The sequence below is a fragment of the Halopolyspora algeriensis genome, from assembly GCF_003337235.1.
Classification (GTDB): domain Bacteria; phylum Actinomycetota; class Actinomycetes; order Mycobacteriales; family Pseudonocardiaceae; genus Haloactinomyces; species Haloactinomyces algeriensis.
In genome coordinates this window covers 462,464-477,757 of sequence record NZ_QPJC01000001.1, presented here as the reverse complement: position 1 = coordinate 477,757, position 15,294 = coordinate 462,464, and the positions used below count along the sequence as shown (strand labels likewise).

The 15,294-nt window shown below is 69.0% G+C and carries 15 protein-coding genes; 6 read left to right on the top strand and 9 right to left on the bottom strand.

The genetic code is table 11. The features are described 5' to 3' along the window. The first annotated feature begins 77 nt into the window (after nt 1-77). A complete protein-coding gene (locus DFQ14_RS02380) occupies nt 78-764 on the top strand; it encodes an SDR family oxidoreductase (RefSeq protein WP_114451560.1) in 687 nt (228 codons plus the stop codon). Nucleotides 765-826: 62 nt separating this feature from the next. Here the strand turns inward: DFQ14_RS02380 and DFQ14_RS02375 are convergent, their stop codons facing one another. Beyond that, nucleotides 827-2,158, bottom strand: coding sequence for an amidohydrolase family protein (locus tag DFQ14_RS02375; RefSeq protein ID WP_179951467.1), 1,332 nt, complete (start codon nt 2,156-2,158; stop codon nt 827-829). A 245-nt stretch (nt 2,159-2,403) separates the two neighbouring features. Between DFQ14_RS02375 and DFQ14_RS21985 the strand changes: the two genes are divergently transcribed. Further along, a complete protein-coding gene (locus DFQ14_RS21985; protein ID WP_170206374.1) occupies nt 2,404-2,544 on the top strand; it encodes a hypothetical protein in 141 nt (46 codons plus the stop codon). 77 nt (nt 2,545-2,621) lie between these two features. Here DFQ14_RS21985 and trmB read toward each other — a convergent pair whose 3' ends face one another. Continuing rightward, nucleotides 2,622-3,335 (bottom strand): tRNA (guanosine(46)-N7)-methyltransferase TrmB, encoded by a 714-nt coding sequence (trmB, locus tag DFQ14_RS02370; RefSeq protein ID WP_114451320.1) that lies wholly within the window; start codon nt 3,333-3,335, stop codon nt 2,622-2,624. Nucleotides 3,336-3,407: 72 nt separating this feature from the next. Beyond that, nucleotides 3,408-3,905, bottom strand: a complete 498-nt coding sequence (locus DFQ14_RS02365) for a hypothetical protein (protein ID WP_246195752.1) — start codon at nt 3,903-3,905, stop codon at nt 3,408-3,410. Nucleotides 3,906-4,244: 339 nt separating this feature from the next. Between DFQ14_RS02365 and DFQ14_RS02360 the strand changes: the two genes are divergently transcribed. Beyond that, nucleotides 4,245-4,712: a universal stress protein gene (locus tag DFQ14_RS02360; protein WP_246195751.1), complete on the top strand. Its 468-nt coding sequence runs from the start codon at nt 4,245-4,247 to the stop codon at nt 4,710-4,712. A 346-nt stretch (nt 4,713-5,058) separates the two neighbouring features. Here DFQ14_RS02360 and DFQ14_RS02355 read toward each other — a convergent pair whose 3' ends face one another. From DFQ14_RS02355 to DFQ14_RS02330, 6 genes are all read right to left on the bottom strand, one after another. Then, a complete protein-coding gene (locus DFQ14_RS02355) occupies nt 5,059-5,793 on the bottom strand; it encodes a hypothetical protein (protein WP_114451319.1) in 735 nt (244 codons plus the stop codon). Between the two features lie 4 nt (nt 5,794-5,797). Next, complete coding sequence (locus DFQ14_RS02350; RefSeq protein ID WP_114451318.1) at nt 5,798-6,757, bottom strand: ABC transporter ATP-binding protein; 960 nt, start codon at nt 6,755-6,757, stop codon at nt 5,798-5,800. 197 nt (nt 6,758-6,954) lie between these two features. After that, complete coding sequence (locus DFQ14_RS02345) at nt 6,955-7,770, bottom strand: HAD family hydrolase (protein WP_246195750.1); 816 nt, start codon at nt 7,768-7,770, stop codon at nt 6,955-6,957. A 45-nt stretch (nt 7,771-7,815) separates the two neighbouring features. Next, entirely contained in the window at nt 7,816-8,469 is a 654-nt protein-coding gene (locus DFQ14_RS02340; RefSeq protein WP_114451316.1) for a response regulator, read from the bottom strand. A 5-nt stretch (nt 8,470-8,474) separates the two neighbouring features. Next, a complete protein-coding gene (locus tag DFQ14_RS02335) occupies nt 8,475-9,701 on the bottom strand; it encodes a sensor histidine kinase (protein WP_246195749.1) in 1,227 nt (408 codons plus the stop codon). 306 nt (nt 9,702-10,007) lie between these two features. After that, nucleotides 10,008-10,403, bottom strand: coding sequence for a hypothetical protein (locus DFQ14_RS02330; protein ID WP_114451315.1), 396 nt, complete (start codon nt 10,401-10,403; stop codon nt 10,008-10,010). Between the two features lie 198 nt (nt 10,404-10,601). Here DFQ14_RS02330 and DFQ14_RS02325 point away from each other — a divergent pair, with 198 nt between their 5' ends. The 3 genes from DFQ14_RS02325 to DFQ14_RS02315 all read left to right on the top strand — a co-directional run bounded on the left by DFQ14_RS02325 (nt 10,602) and on the right by DFQ14_RS02315 (nt 15,020). Further along, complete coding sequence (locus tag DFQ14_RS02325) at nt 10,602-12,167, top strand: dynamin family protein (RefSeq protein ID WP_114451314.1); 1,566 nt, start codon at nt 10,602-10,604, stop codon at nt 12,165-12,167. Between the two features lie 60 nt (nt 12,168-12,227). After that, nucleotides 12,228-14,099, top strand: a complete 1,872-nt coding sequence (locus tag DFQ14_RS02320; protein ID WP_114451313.1) for a dynamin family protein — start codon at nt 12,228-12,230, stop codon at nt 14,097-14,099. A 186-nt stretch (nt 14,100-14,285) separates the two neighbouring features. Next, nucleotides 14,286-15,020 carry a DUF6802 family protein gene (locus DFQ14_RS02315; protein ID WP_114451312.1) on the top strand — a complete coding sequence of 245 codons (735 nt, stop codon included), beginning with the start codon at nt 14,286-14,288 and terminating at the stop codon, nt 15,018-15,020. The last annotated feature ends 274 nt before the right edge of the window (nt 15,021-15,294 follow it).

The window sequence follows — 15,294 nt, the reverse complement described above, 5'->3', positions numbered from 1 at the left end:
GCGGGGCCGGGCACACGTCCTCGGTGGACGCCACGCCGAGAGGTGGGGGACACCTCGCCATGGGATACGGTGCGGGTATGGCTTCACGACCGATCGCGCTGGTCACCGGTGCTTCTCGCGGTATCGGTGCTGCGGTCGCACGCTCGCTGTCGGCCACGCACGAGGTGCTGTTGGGTGGCCGCGACAGCGACGCGTTGCGCACCCTCGCCGAGGAGATCCCCGGAGCGCGCCCCTGGCCCGTCGAGCTCACCGATGGCGAGGCGGTGGCCGCTGCGGCCGACGACATCGACACACTGGACGTGCTGATCCACAGCGCGGGCACGATCGAGCTGGGCGCGGTCTCGGAGGTGTCGGCGGACTCGTGGCGGCGCACCTTCGAGCTGAACCTGTTCGCCGTCACCGAGTTGACCCGGGCCCTGCTGCCCGCACTGCGCGCGGCCTCGGGGCACGTGGTCCTCGTCAATTCCGGTGCGGGGTTGGCCGCGAAGCCGCACTGGGGTTCGTACGCGGCCAGCAAGTTCGCGCTGCGTGCTTATGCCGACGTGCTCCGTGCTGAGGAAGCCGGCAACGGGCTGCGGGTGACCTCGGTGTTTCCCGGGCGGGTGGCCACCGACATGCAGCGCGACGTTCGCGACTCCGAGGGCGGTGCGTTCGAACCGGAGCGTTACCTGCGCCCGGAGTCGGTCGCCGAGTCCATCGTCTCCGCCGTGCGGGCTCCCGCCGACGCCCACCTCACCGAGATCACCGTCCGGCCACACACCTGAGGTTTAGCCCCCCGCACTCGACACGACCCATCGCAAGCCAATCCGCCCACTTCTCCTGCAGGTCAGGTGCGGATGTGCTGGGCGGCCCTGCGCGCTGCGGCTTGTACGGAGCGGCGATCGACGCGGGTGGGCTCGCCGTCCCGCAGGATCTCCTCGCCCGCGACCCAGACATCGCGGACGCACCGCGATCCCCCCGCCCACACCAGGTTGGACAGGATCTGCTCGTCCGGTGCTTCCAGCCCCGTCGCGAAAGCGGGAGTGTCGACATCCATGTGCACGATGTCGGCCCAGCAACCGGGTTCGAGCGCTCCGATGTCCTCCCGGTGCAGTGCAGCGGCACCACCCCGCGTGGCGGCCAGCAGGGCGGCCCGAGCCGTCACCGCGGTGGCGTCCCCGGTGGACAGCCGGGCGAGCATGCCGGACAGCTGGACTTCCTCCCACAGATCGAGGTCGTCGTTGCTGGACGGCCCGTCGGTGCCGAGTCCCACCGGCACCTGCGCCGTGAGCAGGTCGACCAGCCGTGCCGTTCCGGAGGCCAGCTTGGCGTTGGAGCCGGGGCAATGGGCCACGCCGACCCCGCGCCGCGCGAGCAGGTCGATGTCCTCGTCGGACAGGTGCACACCGTGCGCGGCCGTCACACGACCATCGAGCACGCCGAGTTTGTCCAGCAGCTTCGGGACCGAACCGTGCCGCTGCCGTATCTCGGCGTCCTCCGTCGCGCTTTCGGCGACGTGGGTCTGCACGAGCGCGCCGCGCTGTTGCGCACTCTCCCCGATGAGCTGCAGCGCTTCGGGGGGCAGTGTGTACGCCGAGTGGGGTCCGTAGCCGAGCTCGATGCGCTCGCCCGGTCCGAACCGCAGCCCGTCGGCATCGATCCATCGGTCGATGCCTTCCACCATCTGCCGCCAGGTGCCGAGCGTGCTCAGGTCCGGGGCGTCGATCACGGCCGGGGTCAGCAGGATCCGGGAACCGACCGCGAGCGTGGCCTCGGCCACCGACTCCCCGGTGAAGTACATCTCCGCGCTGGTCGTCACTCCGGCTCGGAGCATCTCCACGGCACCGAGCGCCATGCCGGCACGCACGTCGGAGGGGCGCAACTTCGACTCGGCGGGCCAGACCACTTCGCGGAGCCAGCGCAACAGCGGCAGATCCCCGCCCATTCCCCTGAGCAGGGTCATCGGGCTGTGCGCGTGAGCGTTGATCAGCCCGGGCAACAGCATTCCCGCGCATTCCCGCACGACGGTGTCGTGGGGAAGCGCCGGGGCCTGCTCACGCGTCCCGCAGTAGGCGAGGCGGCCGTGGACGTCGATGTCCACCACGGCGTCCCGGACCACCGAACAGGCCGGATCGCAGGGAAGGAGCATCGGAGCGTGCAGGCGCAGGGCGATCGGCATATCCGCATTCTGCACGACCCGTCCCGGCACCGGAGCCGGCCAGGGGCGGGGAGAGACGTGCATCGACGTTCGCGAATCTCCACGGGAGCGGGACGCGCATGTCACCCGAATGGACCCGTCGCGAGGCATAACCGGGCACATCCTGGCCGAATGACTCTGAGTTCCTCACCACATGGGCGATTCACCAACGGTGCTTCGCCTACCACGCTCAAGAGGGACAGTACCGTTTGGCAGAGGTGATCACGATGATGATGACCGTCCTGACGACAACGGGCACCGTGCTGGCGCTGGGAGTGCTACTGCTCATGGCGCTGAGCTCGGTCCTCCCGGATCTCTGGGAGGTGAGACGCCACAGCAGGAAAGCAGCACGCAGAAGCACCTCCTGAACCGCCGGATCCAGGCTCCCCCGGCCTTTTTCGACCCCCGGCCAACGACGCCCCGCACACAGCGGCGTCGGAAACGATCAGACGCGCTCGAACCGCAGGTCGTGAATGACCCGGCCTTCTTCGTGCGCGCGCTGCTCGAACTTCGTCACCGGCCGCCACTGCGGGCGCGGCGCCCAGCCTCCCGGGCTGTCCGGATGGAGATTGCGCAGCATTCCCTGCGCCTGGCAGATTTCCAACATCTGCTCGGCGTACTGACTCCAGTCGGTCGCCAGGTGCAACACGCCGCCCCCGACGAGCCGTGTGGCGATCAGCTCGACGATGTCCGGCTGTACGAGCCTGCGCTTGTGGTGGCGCTTCTTCGGCCACGGGTCCGGGAAGAAAATGCGCACCTCGGACAGTGAGGCGGGCTCGATGTGGTTGCGCAGCAGCACGACCGCATCCCCCCGCAAGAGCCGGAGGTTGCTCACCTCCAGACTCTCCGCCCGGAGCAGCAACTGGGCCAGGCCGGGTTTGTAGACCTCCACGGCCACGTGGTTGGTGTCCGGCTGAGCTGCGGCGAGCTGGGCGGTGGTTTCCCCCATGCCGGAACCGATCTCCAGTACCAGCGGTGCGTCGCGGCCGAACCAGCCGGCGGCATCCAGGGGCCCCTCGGGCAACGAGGCGATCTCGCTGCCCAGCTCCGCCCAGTGGCGGTCCCATGCACGCTGCTGGCCGCTTGTCATCCGATCGCCGCGCTGGACGTAGCTGACGACCGTGCGCCGGTGGCGGACTTGCTGGTCAGAGGCACTCACGAGAACCCAGTATCGCAAACCCGTACGGTGGGCCGACCGCCCCGGGTTCGGCCGCCGGACCGGTCGCTGCGGCTACCACGCCTCCACGCGCGGGAGCGCTCGCTCGAGCTCGGCCATCGACCGCATCGGGACCGGCCGGGCAGGCGCGGTGTCGGTATGCGCGGGCACCACACTCACCCAGCCGGGATGCCGGTCGGTCAGCACGACGGTGGTCGGCATCGTCATGGGGGTCCGGTCGGAGGGACCGTACTCCCAGTACACGGCCTCTCCCGGTGCCGCCCAGGGCACGAAGGCCCAGCCGGGTCGGCTGGTCAGCAGGGCATGGAGGGCGTCCTCGAGAGAGAACGCCGCGGCGCGGGAGGGCAGTTCGCCCCGGTCGAGTGCGGTCAGCCACCAGGGAGCAGGCAGGCGGCTCGCGGTCCCGTCGAGTTGCCGGAACAGGGTGAGCACCCGAGTTTCCGGAGCGCGGTGGATCCAGCTCCGGCGGGTGGACTCGGGGGAGGCGGCTTCCCCGGTCGGTGGTGAGGATTCCGTGGCCAGGGACCACTCCAGATGCGGGAGCGGCTCCACACGGACATCGATCTGCGGACGTGAAACGCGAATCGGACTTCGGGATACGGGTACTGTCGAGCATTCGGCAAAGCGGGCCACGGCTCACCGTCTCCTTTGCGAAAGTTGCGAACACACCCGGCCGGTGGTTCTGCGGAAGTGCTTTCCCGTCGGTGACCACTCGGGCAAGGCCGGGGCAATACCGGGCCGGGACAACACACCTGATTCATGCACTACCAGAAATGACCGAAAAAGCGAAGAAAGGAATCAAATTGTGTTCAAGATAACGATGTGGCAACCTTCTGTGAGGCTCGGATTGCCCGCCTCGACAGCCCCACCCGCCTGAAGTGGAGTGGAAAGGTGACGGATCAAACGCAGGAACGAGTGATCATCGACGGTGGAGTGGCCGTCGGTGTGGACAACTCCGCTTCCTCGATGCGTGCCCTGACCTTCGCGGCGCAGGAGGCGGTGCGGCGGGGCACCGTCCTGCACATCATCCGTGCGTGGAGCATGCGGACGACACCGCTGCCCAAGGACTGGCCGACCGGCACCGTGCCGAGCGTCGAGCAGTACGAGGAACTCGTGTGTGCCGACACCGAGCAGCTCGTGACCGGCAGGCTCGGCACGGACCCCGGCTGCGAGATACGGATACACGCGGTGCACTCGCCTCCCCCGCAAGCTCTGCTGTCCGCATCGCGCGGGGCGGACCTGCTCGTCGTCGGGCACCGCGGCCGCGGCGGTTTCTCCGGATTGATGCTGGGCGCCGTGGCGGAGCAGTGTGTTCGGCATGCCGCCTGTCCCGTGACCGTCGTCCGCCCCAGCGTGTAGGACAGAGTTTCGCGGGGTCGTCCGTCGTTGCTTCAACAGGAAAGTCCGTTCTGCGGAAAGCACAAGGCCCGGGCTATCCCCCGAATGACAGCCCGGGCCTTCCCCCGTCCCGACCGCCGGCGCCCCCGAGCGCTACTGCAGTCGGTCGATTTCGGTTGTGCCATGATCCGTATTCCGCAGGACCGTCCACTCCGGATCCGGCCGGCGGTGTCCTCGCCGTGGTCGAAGGGAGAGCACAGTGGACTATGCTGCGGCTGCGATCGCGGCTTCGATCCTATCGGTCGGGGTGACCAGTCTCTCCACCGGGATGGGTAACACTGGGTAACGGCATTGACGATATGCCCTGTCACGCGTCCCGGCGATGAGCCGTGATCAGCGCGATGATCAGCATTCCCACCGCGATGGCGACGAAGTAGGCCAATGCCCCCCACGGCCCCAGCGGCATATCGGATGAATCGCCCGCGGATCCGGTGAGGAAATGGTTGGCCATCATGAAGGGCATCCAATTCTGGATGTCCTCGCCGATGGTCGGGATCATCCCGACCAGACCTTCCACCAGCATCGACCAGGCGATCACCAGAGTCACCGCGCCCGCGGTCTGTCGAATGAGGACACCGACGGCCAGCGCGAGCACCGCGCTGCCCGCGAAAATCGGGCCGAGTCCGACGAGCATGCGCCACTGCTCGGACGTGGTGATCGCCAGGTCGGCCTCCGGTGCGACCACCTGCGCGACTCCCCAGGAGCCGAACGCGGCGGTCTCACCGATCAGCAGTGCCAGCACGGCGATGAGGGCGGTCTTGGCCAGCAGTGCCGCCGTCCGGTTCGGTACCGCCTGGAAGGTGGCCTTGATGGTGCCGAACCGGTACTCGGTGGTGACCGTCAACACCCCCATCACCAGCACGACCAGGATGCCGAACTGCCTGCCGACCTGGGTCATCGACAGCGTCAGCGGGAACTCGGGTCCACTCTGGAGCGCCATCATCGCGGCGAAGCCGATGGTCAGCCCCAGCGCGAGGAACATCGACCACCAGGGTGAGCGGGTCGAGAACAGTTTGATGCGTTCAACAGCGAGCAGTGTCATCGCTTCACTTTCCTGCCGTCGTGAGTGTGGTGGTGTTCTCGCTCGGGTCGCCGGAGTCGGTCCGGTACTCCACGGAGTCGTTGGTGAGCTGCATGAACGCTTCCTCCAACGAACCGCGCTGCGACGCCAGCTCGTGCAGCACGATCCCGCCTTCGGCGGCGATCTCGCCGACGCGATCGCTGGAAGCACCATCGACGACGAGAGCGTCGGGCTCCCGCGTATCGGTGTCGTGCACGCTCAACCCCCGCGCGGTGATCAGCTCACGCAGCTGTGCCGCCTGCGGGGAGCGAACCTTGACCGAAGCGGTGCTCGCGCTCTCGACGAATTCCTCCGTGCTGCACTGGGTGATGAGCTCGCCGCGGCCGACCACCACCAGCTCCTCTGCGGTCAGTGACATCTCGGACAGCAGGTGACTGGAGACGAAGACCGTCCGGCCCTCGGCCGCCAGCCGTTGCATGAACCGCCTGATCCAGTGAATTCCCTCGGGATCGAGTCCATTGACGGGCTCGTCGAACAACAGGATCTGCGGATCCCCCAGCAGTGCGGAAGCGATGCCGAGACGCTGGGACATGCCCAGCGAGAACCCCCCCGCGCGGCGGTTGGCGACCTGCTCCAGGCCGACCACCTCGAGGACCTCGTCGACCCGCTGCTTGGGAATGTTGTTGGAGCGCGCCAGCCAGCGCAGATGGGCACGTGCGGATCGGTTCGGGTGCACCCACGTGGCCTCGACGAGCGCACCGACGGTGCGCAGGGGATGCTTGAGTTCCCGATACGGGTGGCCGTCGATGAGTACCTTGCCCGCACTCGGCCGGTCCAGCCCGAGCATCATCCGCATGGTGGTGGACTTCCCGGCACCGTTGGGGCCCAGGAAGCCGGTGACCCGGCCCGGTTTCACGGTGAACGACAGGTCGTTGACCGCCACCGTCGAACCGTAGCGTTTGGTGAGGCCCACAGCCTCGATCATGATCTCTCCTGTGCTGATCGCCGAAGGCGACCGGAGCCCACCCCCGGTTCTCGGGCTCCGGTGCCGATGCGATGACCAGGATGCCGCCGCGGAGGCTCCGAGCGCGTCGGTCCACGGTATGGAATCGGGTCCGCTTCAGGTCGTAGATCGTCCCCGATTCCGGCCGGCGGTCTCGGGGACTTCCCGAGGGGAAGGGTTCAGGGACGGCTCAGCCGCAACCAGCGGTCCAAGGCCATGACCAGGCCGTCCTCGGCGACCGTGTCGGTGACCTCGGCCGCAGCCGCCCGTACCGGATCCGGTGCCTGCCCCATCGCCACGCTGTGCCCTGCCCATTCGAGCATCTGGATGTCGTTGTCGCCGTCTCCGGCGGCGAACGTGTCCTCGACGGCGACACCGAGCTCGGTACGGAGCTTCTCCAGTGCCGCGCCCTTGGTGACGCCCTCGGGCACGACGGTCACCCACGCCGCGTAGTGATCGATGGTGTAAGTGCAGGTGGGCAGGTGCACGCCTGCGAGCACCTCGGTGGCCTCGTCCGGGGTGTGTCCCGCCCAGTGCGCGATCAGTCGCGGCACGCGCCTGCCGACGAGCTCGTCGACGTCGGCCGGCCGCTGGGGGCCGTGCAGGAGTGCTTCCGGGAACCAGCCGGTCACGAGACTGCCCGTGCCGACCTGCTCGGCCGCGAAGTTCGATCCCGGCAGCAGGGCCGACAGCCGCTCGTGGACCGGTGCCGGATCGAACGTCTCGACGGCGACGGTTTCGCGGGTGGCCGCATCCACCCGGACCGCGCCGTTGGAGCACAGGGCGGCGCCGCTGTGCAATCCGAGTTCGTCGAGGATGGGCAGGGTCCCCAGCATGCTCCTGCCGGTGGCCACGATGACGTGACCACCCGCGTCGACAACTCGGCGGACGGCTTCACGCACGCCGGTGGACACGGTCTGGGTTTCGGGGTCGAGCACGGTCCCGTCGACGTCGAGCGCGACGAGACGGGGGCGGTGCATGGCTGTTGCGGACACCCTTGCAGGTTATCCGCGATTGCCGGGATGCCTGCGAGCAGGCGTTCACTCCCCGGGACGCACCAGCCCGGTCTCGTAGGCCAGCACGACGGCCTGGACGCGGTCGCGCAGGTCGAGTTTGGACAGGATGCGCCCGATGTGGGTCTTCACGGTGGCCTCGGACAGGAACAACTGCGTCGCGATCTCGGTGTTGGACAGCCCCTTGGCGGCGTGTGCCAACACCTCGCGCTCGCGCTCGGTGAGCACTTGCAGGACCGAGGCATCCCGCGACGGGGTGCCGGACTCGCCGAGGAAGTGGTCCAGGAGCCGTCGCGTGACGGTCGGCGACACGACGGCATCCCCGCCGGTGACCGAGTGCACCGCCGAGACGAGAGCTTCCGGCGGCGTGTCCTTGAGCAGGAATCCGCTGGCCCCACCACGCAGTGCCGCCAGCGCGTACTCGTCCAGGTCGAAGGTGGTCATCACCAGTACCCTGGCGCTGCCGTCGGTGACGATCCGCCGTGTGGCCTCCACCCCGTCCAGCACCGGCATCCGGATGTCCATCAGCACGACGTCGGGGCGCAGGCTCCGGGCCAGTTCGACGGCGGCCGCACCGTCACCGGCCTCCCCGACGACCTCCACGTCGTCCTGCGCGTCGAGGACCATGCGCAACCCCATGCGCATCAGTTCCTGATCGTCCACCAACATCACCCGCGCCATGCGCCTCAGCCTATCCGCGCCGCCGGTTCGGACTCGGAGTGTGCGGTGGGACATCCGGGGACGGGGATCGTGGCGTGCACCCGCCACCCGCCGCTGCTGCCGGGGCCGGCCTGGAGCGATCCCCCGTAGGCCGTCGCCCGCTCGCGCATGCCGATCACGCCGTTGCCACCCGATGCCAGCGGGGGCAGCACCCCCTTCGCACCGGTGTCGGTGACCTCGATGGTGACCTGCTGCCCGTCGTGGCCGATCCGTACCGACGCGGCGGCTTTCCAGCCGGCGTGCTTGAGCACGTTGGTCAGCGATTCCTGAACGATGCGATACACACCGAGACCGAGCCCCCTCGGAAGTTCGTCCAACTCCCCCTCGATCTCCAGCGTGACCGGCAACTCGAGACCGCGAACCCGGTCGACCAGTTCCCGCACCCCCGATGCCGTGGGTTGCGGGCTGCGTTCGTCCTCGACGTCCTTCTCGTCGCGCAGAACCCGCAGCAGGCTGCGCAGCTCGGTCAGCGCCTCCCGGCCGGTCGTGCCGATGGACTGCACGGCCCGCTCGGCCAGCTCGGGCTTGCTGCGCACCGCGTAGGCGGCACCGTCGGCCTGGGCCACCATCACGCTCACCGAGTGCGCGAGGATGTCGTGGATCTCCCGGGCGATCCGGTTGCGCTCCTCGGCGACGGCGATCCGGGCCTGCTGGTCCTGCTCGAACTCCAGACTGCGCAACCGGTGCTCGACCTCGGCCTGGTATGCGCGGCGGGCCCCGGCGAACTCGCCGAGCACCCAGCAGAAGGCCAGTTGCAGCCCCTGCTGCAGCAGGAACAGCCCGAGCCCGGGCACGAGATCACCCGGCTCCGGTGATTGGGCCAGCGCCCCGGCCGCCCACAGTCCGAGTACGGCCGCGGCGTGGAGCGCAGCCGCTTTCCGCCCGACGTAGGCGACGAGCGTGTACAGCACGATCGCCAGCGAGAGATGGCCGGTGTGCAGGTCCGGCAAGTCGTGGGTGAGGAGGTGGACGAACAGGCCCAGCAGCACGACGCAGGAGGTCACGATCGGCATGCGGCGCCGGAGGACCAGAGGACCGACCAGCAGGGCGCTCGTGACGACATACTGGAACGGGCCCGCATGCAGGTTGTCGTCGACCAGGAACTTCGCGACTTCCGGCACCACCAGCAGTGCGGCGATGGTGCTGTCGCCCACCGTCGGGTGCGCACGTATCCACAGAATCAGCCTTCGCACGCCGCCAGCCTAGGCAGGACGCCGGTGGGCGACGTCCTCCCGCAGGTGGGGGGGGCACACTCCACCCGGGGTCGTAGGACCTCGGGCAGCCTCAGAGCCCGTCTTGGAACTTGGTCAGGTGGTTGCTGAACCGCCGTCTCAGGCGGCGCCTTGCGGCGTTGCAGGCCACATCGAGTAGCCACCCACGCCACGTGGCCTGCTGCCTTGCTGATGCCCGCCTGCGGGCATTCCGATCGAATACGCCGGAGCGGGTCACTCTGCTCAGGCTGATCATTCAAGCGAAAGAGCCAGATCAAAGACAGGCAGTCAGGGGTGGCGTTGCTCCATCCGCTCCTCGGTGCGGGCGGTGAGCTCGTCTTTGAGTTGCTGCTCCCGCTGCCGTGACCGCAGGCGGGCCATGACCCAGAGCGTGATGCCGTGTGCCACGGCCAGGACGAGCAGCATCACGCCGGTGCGGGCGACCACCGCTTCGGCGGCGTTGTCCGTGCTGATCTCGATCGTGGAGATCAGCGCGAGAACACCCAGGACGCTCAGGTGGAACAGCACCGTGATCAGGCGGTTCACCGAGTCCGCGATCCTCGTGGTGGGGTAGACCTCGGCCAGGTAGGTCGCACCGCTGCGGCGGATGAACCACCCGTCGATGAGCACGAGCGCGACACCGATGACCAGGAAGACGACATAGGACTGCACGCCCGGTTCCATTCGTCACACATCCTTCCAGGCGGTATGCGCCAAGATCGAAACAGGCCGTAAGGCCGCATTACCCACGGCAGTGGATCTTCTAAACACTCCGGTGGGCACGGAGACGAGTTCACCCGTCGAGTCGATCCTGTGCCGGGCGTGTGCGTGGCAGGATGGTGCGCGCATTTCTCACACACATGCTCGAGCGAGGGGCCCGGAGTGAGCACGGGAGCACAGCCGCACCAGTACTCGTGCGGGCCGCTCTCGACTGCCGTGGTCCGGCTGTGCACCGGCCTGCAGTCGCAGGTGTCCGCGGCGACGGCCGCCGGCTTCCACCGGGTGCTGCAGCGACTGGCCACCCCGCTGCGGGTGGCGGTGGCCGGACGAATCAAATCCGGTAAGTCCACACTGGTCAACGCCCTGATCGGGCGCCGTGTCGCCCCTACCGGTATCGGGGAGTGCACCCGGCTCGTCACCCGGTATCAGTACGGCACCGTGGACCGCGTCGAGATCGTGTTCCACGACGGCACCAAGCGAGCCCTGCCACTCGGCGCCGACGGTGCCGTTCCCGCCGCTCTCGGTGTCGCGCTCGACGGGGTCTCGCACCTGGAGGCCTACCTGACCAACGCCGTGCTGCGGGATCTGACGGTCATCGACACGCCGGGGCTGGGGTCACCGGAGGTGAGCTCGGCCGCGCGCGCCGAGCAGGTGCTCGGCCTCGATGCGCAGCAGCCCGTGGAGAGGCTCGACCCGGTTTCGCACAGTGCCGTGGTCGGCGCCGAGGCCGTGCTGTATGTCATGACCCAGTCTGTGCGGGCCGACGATCGCCAGGCGCTGGCGGCGTTCACCGCCGCGACCGGTGGCCGCGACGCCGGCCCGGTCAATGCGATCGCGGTGCTGAACAAGGCCGACACCGTCGAGCCGGATTCGGTCCGGGGATCCGGCGGGGATGTGTGGCAGGCGGCGTCGCTGCTGGCAGGCAAGCAGGCGGAGTTGCTCAAACCCAGGGTGGCCGATGTGCTGCCGGTCGTCGGCCTGCTCGCCGAAACCGCCGAAACCGGCGGATTCACCGCCACCGACGCCGAGGCACTGCATGCGCTCGCCCGGCTCGACCCGGCCGTCCGGGAGACACTGCTGCTGTCGGCGGACCTGTTCACCGACCAGGAATGCGACATCCCCACCCGGCTACGCCGTGGCCTGCTGGAGCGGATGGACCTCCACGGCATCGGGCGGGCACTGGAGGCCATCGACGCCGACCCGGGGATCACCACCGGTGCCCTCCGGCGCGCCGTGCTGGATTCCTCGGGGCTGGCAAGTGTCACGAGCAGGCTGGACTCCGCCTTCCGTGCCCGTGCCGATGGGATCAAGGCGGCGGCCGGGCTGACAGCGGTGAGCGCACTGGCCCGGAACTGCGGTGACCGTGACGAGCAGCGGCGGATTCACGACGCCGTCGAGGAGCTGCTCGCCCGCCCCGAGGCGCACCAGCTGCGCTTGCTGGAAGCGCTGACGATGGTGACCTCCGGCACGGTTCCGCTGCCCGACGACCTCGTCGAGGAGGTGCTGCGAGTCGGCAGCACCGTCGATGTCGGTGAGCGACTGGGTCTGCCGGGACATGCCCATCAGGAGCTGGTGGACTCCGCGCTGGAACGTGCGAGCTGGTGGCGCTCGTTCGCTTCCCTCGGAGCCACACCCGCGCAGAGCCGGGTGGCCCATGTGGTGCATCGGACGTACTTCCTGATCTGGCGCCGGCTGACGGGATCGGGGGACGTGCATGGGGCCGTGTAGGTGCTCGCGGCGCTGCCGTGCTCGCGGAAGGGCACGACAGGCGAGCGGAGGAGCATCGGCATGACCGCGGGCGACTCGACGCGGGAACTTTCCGCCACCGGTACCGTCACCCTCGCCACGCCCCTGCCCCGAATGGTCAAGCAGGCCAGGCAGGCCCTCTCCGCGCTGGTCCGCGAACTCGACCCGGACGCGGCCGAATGGGTCGAGCAGGTCCGCCGATCGAGGCCGACAACACCGAGTGTGATCGTGGTCGGCGAGACCAACCGAGGCAAGAGTTCACTGGTCAATGCGCTGATCGGTCACGCGGGTCTGTCCCCCGTGGAGGCCGATGTCACCACCGCGAGCCACCTGCGGTTCGAGCACGGCCCCGAATGGGCCGCGCAGGCCTGGTACCCGCGTCGGGACCCCGTGTCGTTCGGTCCGCTCGATCCCGGCGAGCCGACCGCCCGGCTGCCGATGGCCGAAGACGGGACTCCGCCGCGCTCCGTGCGGATACAGGCTCCGCTGGCCACGCTCGAACGGATCACGATGGTCGACACTCCCGGTGTGGGCGGGCTGGACTCCCTCCACGGTGAGCTGGCGATGGAGGCTGCCGCGTCCGCCACCGCACTGCTGTTCGTCGTCGATGCCTCGGCCCCACTCACCAGGGGAGAGCTGGACTTCCTGCACAACGCGGGCAACCGGGTGGAGACGGTGGTCGTCGCGCTGACCAAGACCGACCGGCACCGCGGGTGGCGGCAGGTGCTGGAGGAGGACCGCAGGCTGCTGGCCGAGCACGCACCACGCTTCGCCGACGTACCGATCCATCCCGTATCGGCACGGATGGACGAGCTCGCGGCGACGGCACCGAGCGAGCAGGCCGGCGCCGTGCTGCGGCAACGCTCGGGGATCACGGAACTGCGGTCCGCGCTGGAGCAGCTCGTCGGCGGCCGTTCGGCGATGCTCGGCGAGGCCAACACCATGCGCGCGCTGTCCACGGTGCTGGGCGAGCTCACCGCGAGGCTGGAGGCGGAACAGCGCGCGCTGACCACCGGCGAGGCCGAGGCCGAGTCGCTGCGTGCGCGCCGCGAGGAACTCACCGCCGCCCGGCGCTCCGCCACGCGTGGCAGCCAGGTGAGGTTGCGCGGGCGGATCCAGCGCACCAGGGTGGAGATCAATCACGAGGTCGCCAAGCAGATCCGCGACGTGCAGAACTGGTTCCGGCGGGTCATCGAGACCGCCGACCGGCGGCAGCTGGCCGAACTGCCGCCGCACGTGGATTCCGCGCTGCGGATGGTCTCGTCGCGGGTCGCCGCGACACTGTCGGACCGGCTTGCGAGCGTGGCGGAGGAAACACTGGCAGCGCTGTTCTCCCGTGCCGAGCTCGATGTGCTCCGTGCTCGGTTCGCGCGGGGCGCGCAGGCGCCCGTGGTGCTGCGCCCTCCGGACAGGCGGGCGCCTGCGGCGGAGGACAAGTTGCTGGTGTTCATGGGCGTTTCCGGCGGGCTCGGGGTGGGACGCGCGGCGGCGATGACGGGTGCCGGGGTGGCGGCGTCGAACCCGATCGTGCTGCCCGTGACGATCGTGCTCGGACTGGGTGCGGGTTGGTGGATGGCCCGGACGCGCAAGCACGTCGCGGACAAGCAGCATCTGAAGCAGTGGCTGACCGAGGCGATCACCGAGGCGCGCTCCACCTTGGAACAACTGGTTTCCGAGCAGCTCATCGAGGCCGAACAGCAGCTCGCGCTGTTGCTCGACGAGGCGTTGAGCAAGCGGCTCGAGGCCATCGACAGCGAGCTGCGCGAGGTGGACCGGGCACTGCGGATGGATGCCGCCGAGCGCGGCGAGCAGGTGCGTACCGTCGATCGGCGCCGGGAGGAGGTGCGGGCCGGATGGCAGCGGGCCGAGCAGCTGCTGGGCAGCATCCGGCAGTTGCGCGACGGTACGGCCTGACCCGCGAGTGCGGTGGGTGCCCGGATCGGGATGAACGGAACTTCCGGTGCCGCCCGTGGCACCGAGCGGCCCGTTCACCGCTGACCGGATGAGTTCGCGCGATGACTCGCTGTCGTCGTGAAGCCGGCATGACCTACGCTGCGTGGCGGCACACCGGGTTCGATCCGTGGTCGCTGGGAGAGAGGCATGTACGTCGAGGACACAGGAGCCGGCGACGGCGACATCCAGATCACCGTCGAGGGTGCGGAGTACACGGCCGAGGCCAACGTCGACCTCGACGGGGACGGTATCGACGATACGGTCGCGACGATGACCGACGACGGCTTCGTGGCCTACACCGACGCCGACGTCGACGGCGGTGCCGACGTCGTACGCACCTTCGGTCCCGAGGGCACCGTGCTCGACCAGGCCCGCTACGCGCAGGACCGCGGCTTGTGGATCTCCGAGCAGCCGCAGCACCCCGTCGCCGGCCGAGCGGGGCGGGAACCGATGGTGGTGGACACTCCGCAGGGCGAACGCAGGATCGGGCCTGCGACCGAGGACACCGACGACGACGGCAGGCTCGACACCACGATCGTGGACACCGGCGGCGGCCGGATGCTGGTCACCGACATCGACGGAGACGGCACGGCCGACCAGGCGGTCGAGGTCGACAGCACCGGCGAGGTGACCGTGGCGCAGCACACCGGTGACGGGCAGTGGACCGTGGTCGAGGAGGGTGGCATCGCCCGGGAAGGTGGCCGCGCTCCGGACCCGGCCGTGAGTGACACCGGCGATGCGGCGTGGGAGTCCGAGGAGGACATCCGGCCAGGAGGCAGCCAGGGCACCGGTCCTCGGCAGCTTCGGAGTCTGCCCTGGCAAGGCGGGGAATGGTGGACCGGCGCGGACCGGGACACGGATGCGGCCTGGGGATGGGACTGACAGCACACGGTCCACGTGTCGACGCGGATGGTGACCACCGGTGGTGCTCGGCGGTGCTCGTGTCCCGCATCACGCACCTGCGAGCCGCTTCGCCGTAACTCTGCGTTCGTGCGTGTGTCCGATACGCCGGAAATCCTCAGGCAGGATAGGGGAGCAACAGGCGGATCTTTTGCTCCCATGCCGGAAGAAGGGCTTTCTGAATCGATTCCCTTATCGTTCCTGTGAGCGAAGCGACAAGGCTGATCTCCGTCGGCGGCCTTTCATGCCGTTAACC

Coding starts and splice junctions, on each gene's coding strand:
- DFQ14_RS02380 (WP_114451560.1), top strand. CDS start 78: ATGGCTTCACGACCGATCGCGCTGGTCACCGGTGCTTCTCGCGGTATC.
- DFQ14_RS02375 (WP_179951467.1), bottom strand. CDS start 2,158: ATGCCGATCGCCCTGCGCCTGCACGCTCCGATGCTCCTTCCCTGCGAT.
- DFQ14_RS21985 (WP_170206374.1), top strand. CDS start 2,404: ATGATGATGACCGTCCTGACGACAACGGGCACCGTGCTGGCGCTGGGA.
- DFQ14_RS02355 (WP_114451319.1), bottom strand. CDS start 5,793: ATGACACTGCTCGCTGTTGAACGCATCAAACTGTTCTCGACCCGCTCA.
- DFQ14_RS02350 (WP_114451318.1), bottom strand. CDS start 6,757: ATGATCGAGGCTGTGGGCCTCACCAAACGCTACGGTTCGACGGTGGCG.
- DFQ14_RS02340 (WP_114451316.1), bottom strand. CDS start 8,469: ATGGCGCGGGTGATGTTGGTGGACGATCAGGAACTGATGCGCATGGGG.
- DFQ14_RS02330 (WP_114451315.1), bottom strand. CDS start 10,403: ATGGAACCGGGCGTGCAGTCCTATGTCGTCTTCCTGGTCATCGGTGTC.
- DFQ14_RS02320 (WP_114451313.1), top strand. CDS start 12,228: ATGACCGCGGGCGACTCGACGCGGGAACTTTCCGCCACCGGTACCGTC.
- DFQ14_RS02315 (WP_114451312.1), top strand. CDS start 14,286: ATGTACGTCGAGGACACAGGAGCCGGCGACGGCGACATCCAGATCACC.